This is a genomic window from Aquimarina sp. U1-2, assembly GCF_017897595.1.
Taxonomy (GTDB): domain Bacteria; phylum Bacteroidota; class Bacteroidia; order Flavobacteriales; family Flavobacteriaceae; genus Aquimarina.
On sequence record NZ_JAGKIK010000001.1, the window covers coordinates 573579 to 590040 of the forward strand.

The window sequence follows — 16462 nt, forward strand, 5'->3', positions numbered from 1 at the left end:
CAAAATCCATAAATATAACATCCAAAAACGCAAATATAAGATTTTGGTCATTTCTCAAAACATAATGGTTAACTACAAGGTAGCATCTCGAAGTAGATTTGTACTGTAAAATTAAATATCAACAATTTAAATACAGTATATCATGAAAACAATACATTTTAAAACATCGAGACGAAGCAGCAGATTTTTTATCCTATCCCTTTCTTTAATCGGGATAGTAGCCTTAGTTACCCTCTTCGGCTTTATGAATAAGGAAGAAGCCAAAGAAACAGCACCTCAATTAATGGCGGTGAATGTGTCTAACCCACTTTTTGAAGAAATTACAGAATGGGATGAGTACACCGGCCGTTTTGAAGCCAGTAACAAAGTAGAGATTCGCGCTCGTGTGAGTGGTTACATTGATAAAGTAAATTTTGAAGATGGCCAAATGGTCAATAAAGGTGATATCCTTTTTGTCATCGACCAGCGTCCTTTTAGAATTGCATTAAGTCAGGCACGTGCGACGTATAATCAGCAATATGCAAACCTTAAGCAAGCAGAAGACAACTTTGCCCGTGTAGAAACCCTAAAAAGTAGCGGAGCGGTTTCTGTTGAAGAATACGGCAGACGACAGCAAGCCCTAGCTGGTGCAAAAGCCAGTTTACAACTCGCAAAAGCACGTGTTGATGAAGCCCGACTTAATTTAGATTTCACGAAAGTAAAAGCTCCTATTGCAGGTAGAGTAAGTCGTGATTTGGTGAATGAAGGCAACTTGATTGATGGTGGCAACTCGAACGCAACGATGTTAACTACCATTGTTTCAACAAGTCCTATACATTTTTACTTTACAGGAAGTGAAGCCGATTACCTAAAGTATGTAAGAATGGATCAAAAAGGGGAACGCAGCTCTTCGCGCACAGCAGCTAATCCGGTATTCATTAAGCTACAGGATGAAGAGGATTTTGTACATGAAGCCAAAATGAATTTTGTAGATAATCAAATCGACCAAAGAACAGGTACTATTGAAGCACGAGCTATTCTTGATAATAAAGATGGCCTTTTTGAGCCTGGAATGTTTGGCAAAGCCCGCCTTCTGGGTAGTGCACCACACAACGCAATTATGATTCCAGATAATATTATAGCAACTAATCAATCAGTACGCTATGTGTATGTACTTGATGAAAATGATACAGTACAGACCCGTAATGTCACTTTAGGTCCTTTACATACTAACGGACTAAGAATTGTACGCGACGGTCTTCAGGATACTGACCGTTTGGTACTAAACAATATTCAGAAAATACGCCCATCGGTAGTGGTTGATCCCACGTTGGTTGCCATCATAACAGATGACAGTCCTATTACTACCGAGTTGGCAAGCAATTAATAGTAAAATAAAAGGGTAATGGATTCATCACCTTACCCTTTTTGTAGAACAACCTAAAAAATAAAACAATGAAATTCAGTAGAATATTTATCGATAGACCCATATTTGCAGCGGTACTGAGCGTACTTATAATGATTGTAGGTGGTCTGGCTTATTTTTCACTATCCTCTTCACAATTTCCAGAAGTGGCGCCACCTACAGTACAGGTAAGAGCCTCTTATCCTGGTGCAAACGCACAAACACTTTCTGAAACGGTTGCAGCACCTATAGAACAAGAAATTAACGGCGTCGAAGGGATGATTTACATGACCTCTCAATCGACAGCAGATGGTGTGGTGACTATAGAAGTCGCATTTGAATTAGGAACGGACCTCGACATAGCTCAGGTACAAGTACAAAACAGGGTCGCTGTAGCGGTTCCTAGATTACCAGAACCTGTTAGACAATTAGGAATTACCACCCGAAAAGTATCACCAGATATTCTCTTGGTTGTTAATATGTTTTCACCTAATGATACCTACGACAATATTTTTATAGGAAACTATGCCTGGCGTAATTTAAGAGACCAGATATCAAGAGTTGAAGGAGTAGGTGACGTAGGTTTGTTCGGTACTTCGGCTTATGCTATGCGTGTTTGGTTAGACCCAGATAAAATTGCAAGTTTAGATATGACACCTGGTGAAGTTATTGGAGCACTACGTGACCAAAACGTAGAAATCGCCAGCGGTACACTTAACCAAAGACCTTCAGCACAGCAAAACGCCTTTGAAGTAAACATTCAGGCAAGAGGAAAACTCATCGAACCTGAAGAATTTGAAAGTGTTATCATTAAATCTGGTGACGATGGTAGAGTTGTACGTTTAAAAGATGTAGGTCGTGTAGAATTAGGGTCTGAAAACTATTCTACGCTGGGATATTTAGATATGAATACAGGTGTTGCGATGCCTATATATCAAAGACCAGGTGGTAATGCCCTAGAAACTGCAGCTCGGGTTCAAGACTTGGTTGCTGAAATTTCAGCAAACTTTCCAGAAGATTTAGAATATGAAATCGCCTATAACCCAACAGAATTCATCCAAGAATCTGTAGATGCGGTATATCACACCATTTTTGAAGCGGTGCTTCTTGTTGTTTTCGTAATCTTGTTATTCCTTCAATCTTGGAGAGCATCTATCATTCCAATTCTCGCTATACCCGTATCTCTTATTGGTACGTTTGCCGCTTTACAGGCACTCGGTTTTTCGTTGAATAACCTTACCCTTTTTGGGCTTGTATTGGCTATTGGTATTGTAGTAGATGATGCTATTGTAGTGGTAGAAAATATGGAACGGTATCTCGCGCAAGGACTTTCGCCTAAAGAAGCTGCTCGAAAAACGATGGATGAGGTTGGTGGCGCCTTGGTAGCTATTGGTTTAGTATTGATAGCCGTATTTATTCCAACTACATTTTTAGAAGGTATTTCAGGACAATTTTATAAGCAATTTGGTATTACCATTGCTGTAGCAACTGCTATTTCAGTATTTGTATCGCTTACGTTAAGTCCTGCAATGGCTTCATTATTAATGAAACACGAAGAACACGATAAAAAGAAAAAAACATTTGTACTCCTTAGGCCTTTTGCATTTTTAGGTAACAAGTTTAACCAATTTATGGATGCACTTACCGAACGATATGGAAAAGCAGTGACCAAACTTGTAAGAACAAGTGGTATCGTAATGCTTGTCTATGGTGGATTGATTATGCTAACAGGGTTCCAATTCAATAAAGTACCAAGTGGTTTTGTTCCGGCAATGGATCAAGGGTATATGATTAACATTATACAATTACCTCCTGGCTCATCATTAACAAGAACAGATGAAGTAGTTCAAGAAGCCATGCAAAAAATTCTGAATGTACCAGGAGTAGAACACGGTGTTGGTTTTGCAGGATTTGATGGTGCATCAAGAACAAACGCTTCTAATTCTGCAGCAATATTTTCAACCTTAGAAGATTTTGAAACTCGTGCAGAAAAAGGAATTACTATTGAACAAATAACTCAAGACTTAAGAGCTGCTGTTGGTAGTCTTGAAGATGCCTTTGGTGTTGTCGTACCACCGCCACCTGTTACAGGAATCGGTAATGCTGGTGGTTTCAAAATGATGGTACAGGACCGTGGAAATTTAGGTACCAAAGAATTGATTAATGCAACCCAAGCAATGGCACAAGCCGCTAACCAGGACCCTGCTTTAACCAGTGTGTTTACCTTTTTTAATGATCAGACACCACAATTATTTTTAGATATCGATAGAACGAAGGCAGAGCAATTGGGTATCGACACGGGTGATGTATTTCAGACTTTAGAAATATTTATGGGTTCTGCTTACATCAATGAGTTTAACTTTATAGGTAGAACCTATCGTGTGTATGCACAAGCGGATGCACCAAACCGATTAACTCCAGATGATATTGGTCGAGTACGTATACGAAACAAATACAATGAGATGGTACCACTCGCCAGTATCAGCACACAAGAAGATATTTCTGGTACGGTACGGGTACCAAGACATAATTTATACCCTTCCGCAGGATTACAAGGTGATATTAATCCGGGCTTTAGTACTGGTCAGGCGCTTGCACGTATGGAAGAACTTGCTGAAGAAATTTTACCACAAGGCATATCCTACGAATGGACAGAAATGGCCTATCAAGAAAAGCAAACCGGGAATACCGCAATGATTGCATTTATTCTTGCCGTTATATTTGTATTCTTATTGTTAGCTGCTCAGTTTGAAAGTTTAATTCTTCCGCTTGCGGTGATCTTTATTGTACCGATGGTACTACTCTCGGCAATGATTGGGGTAGATTTAGCAGGATTAGACAATAATATAATGGTTCAGGTAGGATTAGTGGTACTGGTCGGCTTGGCAAGTAAAAACGCCATCTTGATTGTAGAGTTTGCCAAACAGCTCGAAGACCAGGGGAAAGACCTTAAAACAGCGGTTATTGAAGCCTCTCGATTACGTCTACGGCCTATTTTAATGACCGCTATGGCATTTATTTTAGGGGTTGTACCTCTCGCCATCGCAACTGGAGCAGGTGCCGAACTAAGAAACGCTTTAGGTATCGCGGTATTTAGTGGAATGCTTGGTGTAACGCTGTTTGGGATATTTCTTACCCCTGTCTTTTACTATCTGGGGAGAAGGTTAACCACCAAAAAGACAAAACCGAAAGCAGAAGTCATTGCAGATACCAAACAGTCACAGCTTGCACACTAATCCATAATTATTAAAACAAAATACAATGAAAAATTCAATATATACAATCGTGATAGCCCTCGTATTGGTGTCCTGTGGGATTACCAAGAGAGACCATGAGAATTCAGTTGAGATAAATCTGGAAGAAGACTATCTCACCGCAAATCTTAACAATAACCAGTTTGAAAAAGCGGCTATTAATCAAGAATGGTGGCGCACCTTTAATGATCCTATTTTAGATACACTTATCGCAAAAGCAAAAGACCACAACCTGGATATCGATATTGCTGTTGCCAATTTTTATGGAGCAAGAGCCGCTTTAAAGGGCACAAAGTTCGATCGTTTCCCAACCGTTACGCTTAACGGTTCATATCAAAGACAACGTTTGGGAGAAAACGTGTTTATCGCAGGAGTTAACCCAACATTTAACACCTATAGCGGCAGTTTTGATGCATTTTGGGAAACAGACCTTTTTGGTCGTGTGACCAATAGAATCAAAGGTGCTTATGCTAACCAACAGTTAGCGCTGGCAGATATGCAGGACGTTTATGTAAGCATCTTTGCTGAAGTGACCCGAAATTATATGGAACTACGTGGCATTCAATACCAGTTGGATATTGCACAGCGCAATCTGGATGACCAGCAGGAAACCTATGATTTGACGGTTCGTTTGACTGAAGCTGGTACCAGTAATAGTCTGGATGTATCAAGAGCTTTGGCACAATTAGAAAACACAAAAGCAACTATTCCACCTTTAAAAGCAAGGGAAATTGCCATTAAAAATAGTCTAAGTGTACTTTTAGGAGAAATACCCGATCAATTAAATGAAAGCTGGACAATAGCTAAACCATTGCCTAGCTTACCTGAACAGGTATTGGTTGGTAACGGTGTTGACTTTTTAAGAAGAAGACCCGATGTACGCCGTGCAGAAGCAGCATTACAGGTACAGATTGCACGTTACAATATTTCGGTAGCAGAGCTATACCCAAATATTCAATTTGGAGGAAGCATAGGCTTCTCAGCTATCAACTTTTCAAGTTTTGGAGAAAATCAGGCTTTTACCTGGAGTATTTTACCACGTATCAGTTGGGCAGCTTTTAACCTTGGCAGAGTGAAAAAACAAATTGCCGCTGAAGATGCTTACACACTCGCTGCTTTAGCAGCATATGAGAAAACGGTATTGATGGCCTTGGAAGAAATCAAAACCTCAATGGCCACATATACTAGCGAATTGGAGCGTCGTGAATTACTACGCAAATCAGCAAAAGCCAGTCAGGATGCTGCTAACTTTGCGCAAAAACGTTACACCGCAGGTCTAGATAGCTTTATTGACTACTTAAGTGCAGACCAAACCTTACTGGAAGCGCAAAACAGGCTTGCTATAAGCGAAATAAACGCAGCAACCTCACTAGTTGCTATTTACAAAGCTTTAGGTGGCGGCTGGGAAAATACCACGCAAGAAGAACTAGACGAAAAATTTAAAGGAATGAAGACGGCAGACAAATCAAAACGGTAATTTGTTAGTTTTTCATTGATTTGTTTTATTGATTGATGGTAGAAGGCAGCGTTTGACTACTGAACAGACGCTGCTTTCTTATTTTTGAATGTATCAACATCTCTATAGTTTGTGGTATTAGTTCCTGATTTTCTATTTCTAAATTTCGAATACTATAGCGTATTAGATTTTGGTCATGTTGTGCTTGATTCTGGTTAACCGCAAGGTAGCCTTCACCTCTAAATTTGAACCTGTAAACAAACATAAAAAATTATAAAAATGGAAACACAAAAAATAATAACAAACATAAAAGTAGTTCAAAACTTTTTAACCCTTCAGTATGAAGGTAAAGTTGAAGAAGCCTTTGAAAAATATGCAGACCCCAATTTTAAATGGGTGGTATCTACCAATAATAATAAAGAATTGACTAAAGCTATTTCTTGGGCTGGATATGAACACCGCGGCCTTGAAGGCTATAAAAAACTTAATGAATTGCTTTTTGGAGAATACGAGCCTTTAGAATTCAATACCAACGAGTTTTACGAAGTCGAGAATAAAGTCTTTATGATCGGTGATTTCAAATTCAAACATTATACAACCGGAAAAATTGCTGAAAGTGACTTTGTAGGAATATTTAATCTAAAAGAAAACAAAATTACTGACGGACAATTTTATGAAAATACACTCGCAGTAGCGGCAGGAAGAACTAATTATTAAAAACTCAGAGTAAATTAATGAATTCTTTATTTGCGACAAATCCATAAAAATCGAAAAAGAGTCGTATTAGAATTATAATATTAATGACACAGGTAAGATGTACAAATGGTGTTGGCTATTCGTTGTAATATCCCCAATAGGGTTAATAGCCCAGGTCTTTAACCTAGCCAGTGTAGACTACACCATTTTACCCGCTGGCGAATCTGATTTTGAATACAACGGTATTCGCGTAAGCCTTAACTATCCGATAAAACTCAATGAGCGCGACTATATGTTTTTGGGTGGACGTTACGCCAACGCTAATCTTATTTTTGGTTCAGAACCCAGGCCCTTTGATAAAAAAGAAATAGATGGTTTTCAGATTTTGGATTTGAACTTCGGCTACTTAAAACGACTTAAAAACGACTGGTTGGTGCTGAGCCGCTTTTCACCAGGACTAAGTTCTAACCTAACTGCCAAAGACCTCACCATTAATGATTTTGTAATTTCCGCAGATGTAGTTTTTATTTTAAACCGAAAAGAGAATCCCAAGGGGAAACCGTTTCGCTTGATTTTTGGGGTATCGTATTCTGAAAATCGCGGTTTTCCGTATCCGCTTCCGTTTTTAAGTTATTACCGTAAATTTCATCCCAAATGGTCATACAATTTTGGAGTCCCGAAGACCAACTTACAATTTCACGCCAGTGAACGGCATCGTTTTAAACTCACCGCAGAGCTGGATGGTTTTACTTCAAACTTACAAAACGGTACTTTGCTGGATGATGGTCAAGTGGCAGAGAGCATTAATGCCTCTCTCATTTTAGGTGGTCTTAAATATGAATATCATTTTTTAAAGCGATTTGAGCTTTACGCGAAAGCGTCCTACATCCTGAATAAACGTGTACAACTTCGGGATGGGAATCAGGAAAATATATTTCTACTGGACGATGCTAATGGGTTTTACTTGCGTGTAGGCGTAGAACTTAAGGTGAACTGAAAGAAATATATATTTATTTCAAAGAATACAACAAATGAAAGAATTTTGAAATGCTCATGTAATACAACTACAAATTTTTATTGATTATCTTTTTCGAGTGAAAACTGAGACTAATTACTACAAAGACATTTACAAGTTACTTGAAGGGTTAAAAACCGTAAAACCTTTAAGTAAAGACTTTCACATTCATAAATTTTCCGATACGCCATCCACCTGGGTTAAGGAAACCAGTATCTTCAGAAGCAATACTTATTCCATCATTTTATTGACTAAAGGCGAAGCAAAATATAAGATTGGTCTTTCAGATTATCACATTACAGATGGGAGCATTTATTTTCAAGCACCCCAACACTTGAGGTATTACAATAGGCTTTCAGATTGGGAAGGCTATGTCATTGTTTTTATGGATAGTTTTTTTGAAAATCATCCTACATTAAAGAAATTGGTCACAAGTTTTGACGGATTTAAAATTACTTCAAAGGTAGTGGTACCATTAGATGAAGAAACACTCTTGGAGACCCAAAAAATGTTCCAGCATATTTATGACATAAGCTATTCAAATAGCACTCATAAGTTTGATAAAGCTAAATCATTATTGGAATTAATAATGAGACAAAGCACAGAACATTATAATTTGCGATATAAAAATCAAGAAGAAACCAGACAAAACCGTATCGTAAAAGCTTTTGAACATATTATTGAAGAACATTTGTACGACATCACCCAAAACAAGGTTGAAAGAATTATTGGGATTTCAGAAATCGCGGAAAAAATTAATGTAAATACTACCTATCTGGGCGAGGTACTGAAAAAAGCAACCGGAAAAACACCTAAAGAAATCCTCTCGAATCGTATAGTTCTTGAAGCACGTTCCTTACTTACCAATACCGATATGGCGATTAATGAGATTACTTATTTTTTGAAATTTCAGGACGCTTCTAATTTCGCAAAATTTTTTAAGTCTAAAACTGGTTTTTCACCTACCGATTATCGTTTTAAAACTAATAATTGACATAAAAACTGGGAAAAGTACCCACCTTTCTTCCTTTTTCACCCTAATCACACTCACATTCATTCGCACCTTTGTACTGTAATTAAAACACAGTATACCATGGAAACAAATAAAACATTCAGATTAGGAGATTTTGAAATCAATCGAATTGGTTTTGGAACAATGAGAGCTTCAACAGGAGTAGGTATTTGGGGAGACAACTCGAATAAAGAAAACACAATAAAAGTCATTAGAACTGCCATTGAAAATGGTGTCAACTTTATTGATACAGCAGATGCTTACGGGCCTTATACGTCGGAGCTTTTGGTTCAGGAAGCAATTAAACCTTTCAAAAACCAATTGCGGTTAGCCACCAAAGGTGGAGCGGTAAAATATAAACCAGGTGCTGTAATGGCAAATGGACATCCTTACTACTTGCGTACCGCTATCGAAGGTAGTTTAAAACGCTTAGAGCGCGAAACTATTGATATGTACTTCCTGCACCGAGTAGACCCAAATATTCCTATTGAAGAATCGGTAGGTGCGTTGGCTCAATTTCAAAAAGAAGGGAAAATCAAGCATATAGGTATTTCTAATGTGACGGTAGAGCAATTGGAAAAAGCGCAGTCGGTTACTAAGATTGATGCCGTTCAAAATGCTTTTAGTTAGAAGGACAGACGATACGAAGCTGTTGTAAACAAAACCACAAAAGAAAATATTGCTTTTATAGCACATACGCCTGTAGCAGTAAACAATTGGGATGATAACGCTTTCGCGAAAGCAGACAAAGAAGGAGTATCCGTAAACCAAATGTCCTTAAAATGGTTATTGGACTATGCACCGAACGTGATTTCGATACCTGGCACTTCATCGGAAAACCATTTGATGGAAAACTTATCCTCTTATGGCATAAACATCAAATTTTAAATCAAAAAATAACTTATAAAAATTAGAAACAATGAAATCGAAGATTCACGAATACCAAAACAAATATGTAGCGATGAGTAAAAAAATAGTAACAACAATCGCAATCGTAGTAGCAAGTGTAATCATCTACAGCTTTGCTAACAATGAAACTACCAACACTGACAAAGGTTTATCAACAATGAAGGCAGACCACCTGTTAATTGGCGTGAACAACTTTACTGAAACACTACAATGGTATGAAGATATTTTAGGTTTTGAAGTGGAAGTACAGTGGAAAGTAGATGGACTCGACAACCTTGACCTGGCTTATTTGAACAATGGAGATTTTAGACTTGAAATTATAGGGGACAATTCCGCGCCACAGACCAACAGACAGGCATCAGGTTTTGCTGACCACTTATCACACCAAGGTTTTGCTCATCTCTGTTTTCAAGTTGAGGATATAGATTTAGCAATGAAGCAACTTAATGACAAAGGCATTGAAACTTTTGTAAAGGCAGAAACATATCCATTAAGTTTTTATGAAAGACGAGTGGCTTTTATCAAAGACCTAAATGGAAATATCATTGAGTTTGCTGGGCCATTAAAAGACACAAGAAACAATTAAAATAAAGCAAAATGAAAACAATAATCACAATGGTATTGGCTCTTATGACGGCATTCATAAGCCTTGCTAACGAACAACTACAGTTGAAAGAAGTCGCTTCTTTCAAAGAAAACAGACCCACAGCAGTAGCCGTATCTCAAGGAGGTAGAATATTTGCCAACTTGCCTTATTCGAGCTATTCACCAGACTCGCATACCGTTTCGGTAATTGAGATTTTGGCAAATGGAACTCAGATTCCATATCCAAATAAATCTTGGAATGAAAAGTCAAATAATGTAACCAACCACTATTTGAACATTCAGAGTTTAGTTATTGACTCACAAAACGATTTATGGGTATTGGATACAGGCTCACCCAAACGCCGAGGCGTTGTCAAAGGCGGAGCCCGATTAATACACATAGATTTGGCTACAAACAATGTACTTCGAACGGTAACAATTTCCAATGAAGTGCTAGGCAATCAAAGCTATTTAAACGATTTGCGAATCGATAAAACACAAAGTTTCGCCTACATCACAGATAGTGTCGATGGAGGAATCTTGGTTGTCAATCTTTCTACTGGTGCACAAAAAAGGGTTCTTCAAAATGAGCTCATCGCAACTAACGATACACAGAAAACTTTGGTCATTGAAGGCATTACCTTAAACGATGCCGCTAATTTTTATGCGACCGATGGTATTGCATATGACCCTCAGGAAGAAATGATTTACTATCAGTACCGTCCATTTGCTGGTTCTTCAGCATTGATGAAAGTCGATGTTAATGTATTGAACGATTTTACGCTTTCGCGAAACCAATTAAAGGACCAGGTAACGTTTGTTGGTAATACAGTCATCGCCGATGGTATCACTTACAAAAATGGTTTCATTTACCTAACGGATTTGGAACGTAACGCAATATCTAGATATGATTTAAAAACCAAAAAACTTGAAACGGTTGTTGCTAATTCAGATATCAGCTGGCCAGATAGTATTGCCTTTGATGCTGAAGACAATATCTACTTCACAACCGCACAATTTCATCGATTGCCAGGTCTTAACAATGGTGTCGATTTACAGAAAGGCGATTTTAAAATCTACAAAACAACTGCTTCAACAGCGGTAGAAAAGACTGAATTCAAACTAAAGTTCGCGCCTCACATAGGTCTTACCAGTCTGGAAGACGGAATGTTTGTCAATCACGCCGGCCAAGACCCTATTTCACAAATTGAATTTATTGCATCACAAGGTTTTAAAGGAATAGAGGACAATTTTATGAAGATACGCCCTGTGGCACAGCAAATTGCCATTGCTCAAGTATTGGAGAGAAATGGAATGCAATTAGGCTCTTTTGTCCACAACACAACTACTTGGCAAGATGCCACATTGGTTTCTGAACCCTCAGAAGTACGTGAGATTATACTCAAAGAAATCAAGGAAACCGTAGAAGTTGCAAAACGGGTCAATGGAAAATATTTGACACTACTTTCTGGCAAAAGTCACCCAACCTTGGAGCGACAATATCAAAAGGCAAACTTTATCCAAAACCTTCGAGTGATAGCTGAAGAAGCTGAAAAGGCTGGTCTTATTTTAGGATTGGAAGCCATTAATGGAACAGAATTTCAGGGTACGTTCATCACAAAAGTGACCGATGCCTATGAGATTGTAAAGGCAGTAAACAGCCCGTCCATTAAACTCACCTTTGATATGTACCACGTACAGATTGAAAACGGGAATGTTATCAACAACTTTGACAAAACTTTTGACGAAATCACCTATGTCCATATGGCAGACAATCCTGGGCGAAGCGAACCAGGTACAGGCGAAATGAACTTCGAAAACATCCTTAAATATATCTACAAAAGTGGCTACAAAGGATTCATCGATATGGAACACGTAAGCACTATTCCTGGTAAAGAGGGAGAGCAGAACATTTTGACCATTTATAAAAATTTAAACGAGAAACTATGAAAAAGATGATAATCGTATTTGCCATACTCTTGGCGAGTACTGCCTTAGTGGCACAGAATAAAGAAAGCGACTTTCAAAGCATAGAAGTCTTTGGCCAGACTTTAAAATATATTGAAAAAGGGAAAGGTAAAACACTGATTTTACTTCACGGTCTGGGCAGTAATTCTGAAAGATGGAGGTATAACAATGATGAATTATCCAAATCATACAATGTAATTTCATTAGAACAAATAGGGTTCGGTTATTCAGATAAACCAACAATTCCCTACCGCGGTGCAACATTGGTGGAGTTCCTAAATGAGTTTATGAATCAGAAAGGTATTAAAAAGGCAACACTCATTGGTAATTCGATGGGTGGTTGGGTATCAGCGTTATTTGCCGTTACGCATTCTGAGAAATTGGATAAACTCATTCTAGTTAACCCTGCCTTTTTGTTAGGAATGCCAGACGATGCCGATGTTGATGCGATATACGCTTTTGCTAATCCCTCAACCCTTGAGGGTATGGCAAACTATACCAAGCGTATCTATTTTCAAAATGAGGAGTTGCTCAAGACCGAAAATCTCAAAGAAAGCTTGATTAAGAAACTGAGCTGGAATGATGGGTACACGGTGTATCAAATCATAAAGTCCCTAATTCAAGGTAAAGATCTTATGGTGGATAGCTTAAACAATATCAAAGCAAAGACCCTTATCATTCAAGGGCAACACGACCCTATTGTACCTATGAAAACCATAGAAACACTAAAAAAGCAAATAAAGGACAACGTTACTATTATCTATGAAAACAGCGGTCATTCACCAATGGTAGAAGAGCCCGAAAGATTTAATACAGATATTCTCAAATTTTTAAAAAAATAATAAGATGAAAAAGCTAAGAACCATAATGATAGTCTGGGTAGCCATCTACCCAACTATTACCGTAATACAATACTTTTTTGGAGAAACGTTGAGTCAATTGCCTCTCGCACTACGTACGCTAATCCTAACAAGCGTGCTAGTACCTTCAATGGTGTGCGTGTTGATTCCGTTTTGGACGAAAGTATTTTCTAAATGAGCTGTCTAAAAGTTGAGTTACTTTACAGCTATATTTCAGATATAAAAGTTCTTGCTGTTTAATGTAAAAATACTACCTTTTGAAAATGAAAATAGACGGTATTCATACTTTATCTACAATTCAAGAGTATTTTAATTTTATCAATTACAAAGGAGCTATATTTAAAGAGTTTTCTATTGCCAGATTAGAGGAGACCGCTAAGGTCATACCACAAAAAATGCCGCCATATCGAAAACGCTTTTTTAAAATCATGCTTATTCTCAACGGAGAAATAGATATGCATAACAATGAAAATGAAAATCATTTAAGTAATAACACTTTATTCTTTTCAGGTTCAGGTCATATACAATCCTGGGAAAGTATATCACCTTTGAGTGGCTTCGTAATTTATTTTACCTCAGACTTTTATTCAGTTGTACACAAAAAGAATAAACTACATTCGGATTTTCCTTTTTTTACATCAAATGCAGCTATGAGTATAGCTATCGCTCAAGATGAGAGTAAGCATTTACAGCGAACCTTTGAAAATATTATTTTGCTATCTAAGCAAGATTTACCGAACAAAGAAGATATTTTTAGGTCTTATCTTAATATTTTGCTTTTAGAATCTAAAAATTTGTACGAGCAAAAGCTTGGTACAACAGCGGTATTACAAGATTCAGATAAGCGCATTCTCAATAACTATAATCAATTAATAGAAGAGCAGTACGGAACTGACAATGAAGAAGTCTTTAAATCTGTTCAAGAGTTTGCTGAAGCACTGTCCATTCATCCTACCCACTTAAATTATGTGGTAAAAAGCCTAACGGGCAATACCGCATTACAACTTATTCATAATAGGAAATTGCAAGAAGCAAAGTCTCTACTATTTCAAACTTCCAAAACAGTTAGCGAGATTGCTTACGACCTTCATTTTGATAATCCTACCCATTTTGTCCGTTTTGTAAAGAAAAAAACAGGCAAAACACCCTTACAACTTCGCAATACTTAAAAGTGGTCATATTTCCTTGATTTGTGGTTTAGCTATAGCCCTATTCCACGGGTACATTTGTAGAGTAATTGTTAAATAACTTAAAATATATACAAATGGAAACTGAAAACCAAAAAATATGGCTGGTAACAGGTGTTTCTAGCGGATTCGGGAAAGCCTTAATGACCGCTATTAGTGAAAAAGGAGATATTGCCGTCGGTACCGTAAGAAAGAAAGAACAGTTAGTATTAACAGAGTCTATCAATCCGGGTAAAACCTTTGCCTATTTATTAGATGTAAATAATAGCAAACAGGTTAGCGAGGTAATTGATAATATAAAAACTAAGTTTGGTAAAATTGATATTGTAGTAAACAACGCTGGTTACGGATTAATCGGTGCGGTGGAGGAAACTTCTGAACAGGAAGCAAGACAGCAAATAGAGACCAACGTCTTTGGTGCATTGAGCGTAACTCAAAAAGCATTGCCAATAATGCGAGAACAAGGTAATGGTCATTTTTTTCAGATATCATCTATCGGTGGATTGGTTTCTTACCCCGGTGCCGGAATTTATAATGCCAGTAAGTACGCATTAGAAGGGTTTAGCGAGGCTATTGCAAAAGAAGCAAGGCATTTGGGAATAAAGGTGACGATTGTAGAGCCAGGACCATTTAGAACAGAATGGGCAGGCACATCAATGAAACAAACCAAAAATCGGATAGCTGCATATAATACCACTGTTGGTGAGTTTAGAAACTGGTTAGAAGCCGATAATGGTAGCCAGGTAGGTGACCCATATCTGGCAGCCAAAGCAATGGTCACTTTAGCGCATTCAAATAATCCACCTTTAAATTTTCCTGTTGGCGAAATGGCAATTAATGATGCTCGAGAAAAAATAAATAGGTTGCAACAAGAAATTGATAAATGGGAAAGTCTATCTGTCAATACAGCATTTAACGAATAATTATAATGTAAGCATCACCTAAAGTTACGTTTGGGTGATACCAAAAAAACAAATTAAAATGGAAGCAATAGTAGAAAACAACACCTTTAAAATAGGTGGAGAACTAGAAGTAAATAGACTTGGATATGGCGCTTTACACACAACAGGTAGAGGAGGTTACGGCAATCCTGAAAATAAAGAAAGTATAATTAATGTACTTAATAAAACCAATGACTTATGTGTCAACTTTATTGATACCGCTGATAGTTATGGTCCTTATATTTCAGAAGAAATTATTGCCGAAGCACTATATCCTTATAATAATAAAACGGTTATTGCAACCAAAGTTGGCTATGAACGCCCAAACGGGAGCTGGATTATCAATAATGATCCTAAACGAATGCGTAAAGCACTTGAAGGCAGTTTAAAGCGATTAAAAGTTGAACAGATTGATTTGTACCAATTACATCGAATTGACCCTTTAATTCCTTTAAGCGAACAAATAGGTTTTTTAGCAGAGGTTCAAAAAGAGGGATTGATAAAACATATCGGTTTATCAGAAGTAAACCTTATACAGCTTCAAGAAGCTATGAAACACGCAAAAATTGCAAGCGTACAAAACCAGTATAGCTATGGGAACAGAAAATGGGACGATGTTTTAGACTATACTACCGATAATGATATTGCCTTTATTCCTTGGTATCCTTTGGATGCAGGAAGTGTCTATGGCAAACAAAAGTTAGAAATTATCGCTAGTAAGTATGGCTTTTCTTCTCATCAAATTGCCCTTGCTTGGTTGTTACATCGCGCAAAAAATATAGTTGTAATTCCAGGTACATCAAACCTCAAACATTTAGAGGAGAATGTGGTAGCAGGTCATATTCCGCTTTCAACAAGTGATATGGATTATTTAAATAGTGCGTTATGAAAGTAGCTGTTGGAGTTTGGCAAATTAAGGGTAACTATCGGGACGAATTTATAAGCTTGAGTAAAGACATCGCTCAACAATCAAAAACAGAAAATGGTCTACTTAGTTATTCATTTTCAGAAAGTAAAGCCAAGAAAAATGAATTTATATTTCTTGAAGAATGGAAAGATGATAAAGCCATTGAAAATCACGTATCTCAAGATTACTTTAATTCGTTTATAGAGAAAACTAAAGTGATGTTAGAAGAGGATTTCAGTGGAAAAATATATGAAGTAACAACAATTGAAAAATTTTAAACAAACCAAA

Annotated in this window: 16 protein-coding genes; all 16 read left to right on the forward strand. The window is 37.4% G+C overall.

Translation table 11 applies throughout. From position 1 onward, the window contains the following. Nucleotides 1-142 precede the first annotated feature (142 nt). The 16 genes from J8281_RS02465 (at nt 143) to J8281_RS02540 (ending at nt 16452) form a co-directional block, all read left to right on the forward strand. Nucleotides 143-1366, forward strand: a complete 1224-nt coding sequence (locus tag J8281_RS02465; RefSeq protein ID WP_210195990.1) for an efflux RND transporter periplasmic adaptor subunit — start codon at nt 143-145, stop codon at nt 1364-1366. A 68-nt stretch (nt 1367-1434) separates the two neighbouring features. Next, nucleotides 1435-4620, forward strand: a complete 3186-nt coding sequence (locus tag J8281_RS02470; protein ID WP_210195991.1) for an efflux RND transporter permease subunit — start codon at nt 1435-1437, stop codon at nt 4618-4620. A gap of 25 nt (nt 4621-4645) precedes the next feature. Further along, a complete protein-coding gene (locus J8281_RS02475) occupies nt 4646-6115 on the forward strand; it encodes an efflux transporter outer membrane subunit (protein ID WP_210195992.1) in 1470 nt (489 codons plus the stop codon). Between the two features lie 258 nt (nt 6116-6373). Next, complete coding sequence (locus J8281_RS02480; protein WP_210195993.1) at nt 6374-6811, forward strand: nuclear transport factor 2 family protein; 438 nt, start codon at nt 6374-6376, stop codon at nt 6809-6811. 97 nt (nt 6812-6908) lie between these two features. Then, on the forward strand, nt 6909-7787 hold the full coding sequence (locus J8281_RS02485) for a DUF6268 family outer membrane beta-barrel protein (RefSeq protein WP_210195994.1): 879 nt from the start codon (nt 6909-6911) through the stop codon (nt 7785-7787). 97 nt (nt 7788-7884) lie between these two features. After that, the gene (locus tag J8281_RS19910) at nt 7885-8799 is read left to right on the forward strand and encodes a response regulator transcription factor (protein WP_210195995.1); all 915 of its coding nucleotides are present in this window, start codon (nt 7885-7887) and stop codon (nt 8797-8799) included. Nucleotides 8800-8898: 99 nt separating this feature from the next. Beyond that, nucleotides 8899-9447 carry an aldo/keto reductase gene (locus J8281_RS02495; protein WP_210195996.1) on the forward strand — a complete coding sequence of 183 codons (549 nt, stop codon included), beginning with the start codon at nt 8899-8901 and terminating at the stop codon, nt 9445-9447. A 57-nt stretch (nt 9448-9504) separates the two neighbouring features. Then, the gene (locus J8281_RS19915) at nt 9505-9705 is read left to right on the forward strand and encodes an aldo/keto reductase (protein WP_371812574.1); all 201 of its coding nucleotides are present in this window, start codon (nt 9505-9507) and stop codon (nt 9703-9705) included. 31 nt (nt 9706-9736) lie between these two features. Further along, nucleotides 9737-10312, forward strand: a complete 576-nt coding sequence (locus tag J8281_RS02505; RefSeq protein ID WP_210195997.1) for a VOC family protein — start codon at nt 9737-9739, stop codon at nt 10310-10312. An 11-nt stretch (nt 10313-10323) separates the two neighbouring features. Then, nucleotides 10324-12261, forward strand: a complete 1938-nt coding sequence (locus tag J8281_RS02510) for an L-dopachrome tautomerase-related protein (protein WP_210195998.1) — start codon at nt 10324-10326, stop codon at nt 12259-12261. Continuing rightward, a complete protein-coding gene (locus tag J8281_RS02515; protein ID WP_210195999.1) occupies nt 12258-13121 on the forward strand; it encodes an alpha/beta fold hydrolase in 864 nt (287 codons plus the stop codon). Before J8281_RS02510 ends, J8281_RS02515 begins: the two co-directional genes overlap by 4 nt. A 4-nt stretch (nt 13122-13125) precedes the next feature. Continuing rightward, nucleotides 13126-13317 carry a hypothetical protein gene (locus tag J8281_RS02520; protein ID WP_210196000.1) on the forward strand — a complete coding sequence of 64 codons (192 nt, stop codon included), beginning with the start codon at nt 13126-13128 and terminating at the stop codon, nt 13315-13317. 85 nt (nt 13318-13402) lie between these two features. Next, complete coding sequence (locus J8281_RS02525; RefSeq protein ID WP_246848948.1) at nt 13403-14308, forward strand: AraC family transcriptional regulator; 906 nt, start codon at nt 13403-13405, stop codon at nt 14306-14308. Between the two features lie 95 nt (nt 14309-14403). Next, nucleotides 14404-15249, forward strand: a complete 846-nt coding sequence (locus J8281_RS02530) for an oxidoreductase (RefSeq protein ID WP_210196002.1) — start codon at nt 14404-14406, stop codon at nt 15247-15249. 58 nt (nt 15250-15307) lie between these two features. Continuing rightward, nucleotides 15308-16156 carry an aldo/keto reductase gene (locus J8281_RS02535; RefSeq protein ID WP_210196003.1) on the forward strand — a complete coding sequence of 283 codons (849 nt, stop codon included), beginning with the start codon at nt 15308-15310 and terminating at the stop codon, nt 16154-16156. Then, nucleotides 16153-16452 (forward strand): putative quinol monooxygenase, encoded by a 300-nt coding sequence (locus J8281_RS02540; protein ID WP_210196004.1) that lies wholly within the window; start codon nt 16153-16155, stop codon nt 16450-16452. Before J8281_RS02535 ends, J8281_RS02540 begins: the two co-directional genes overlap by 4 nt. Nucleotides 16453-16462 lie beyond the last annotated feature (10 nt).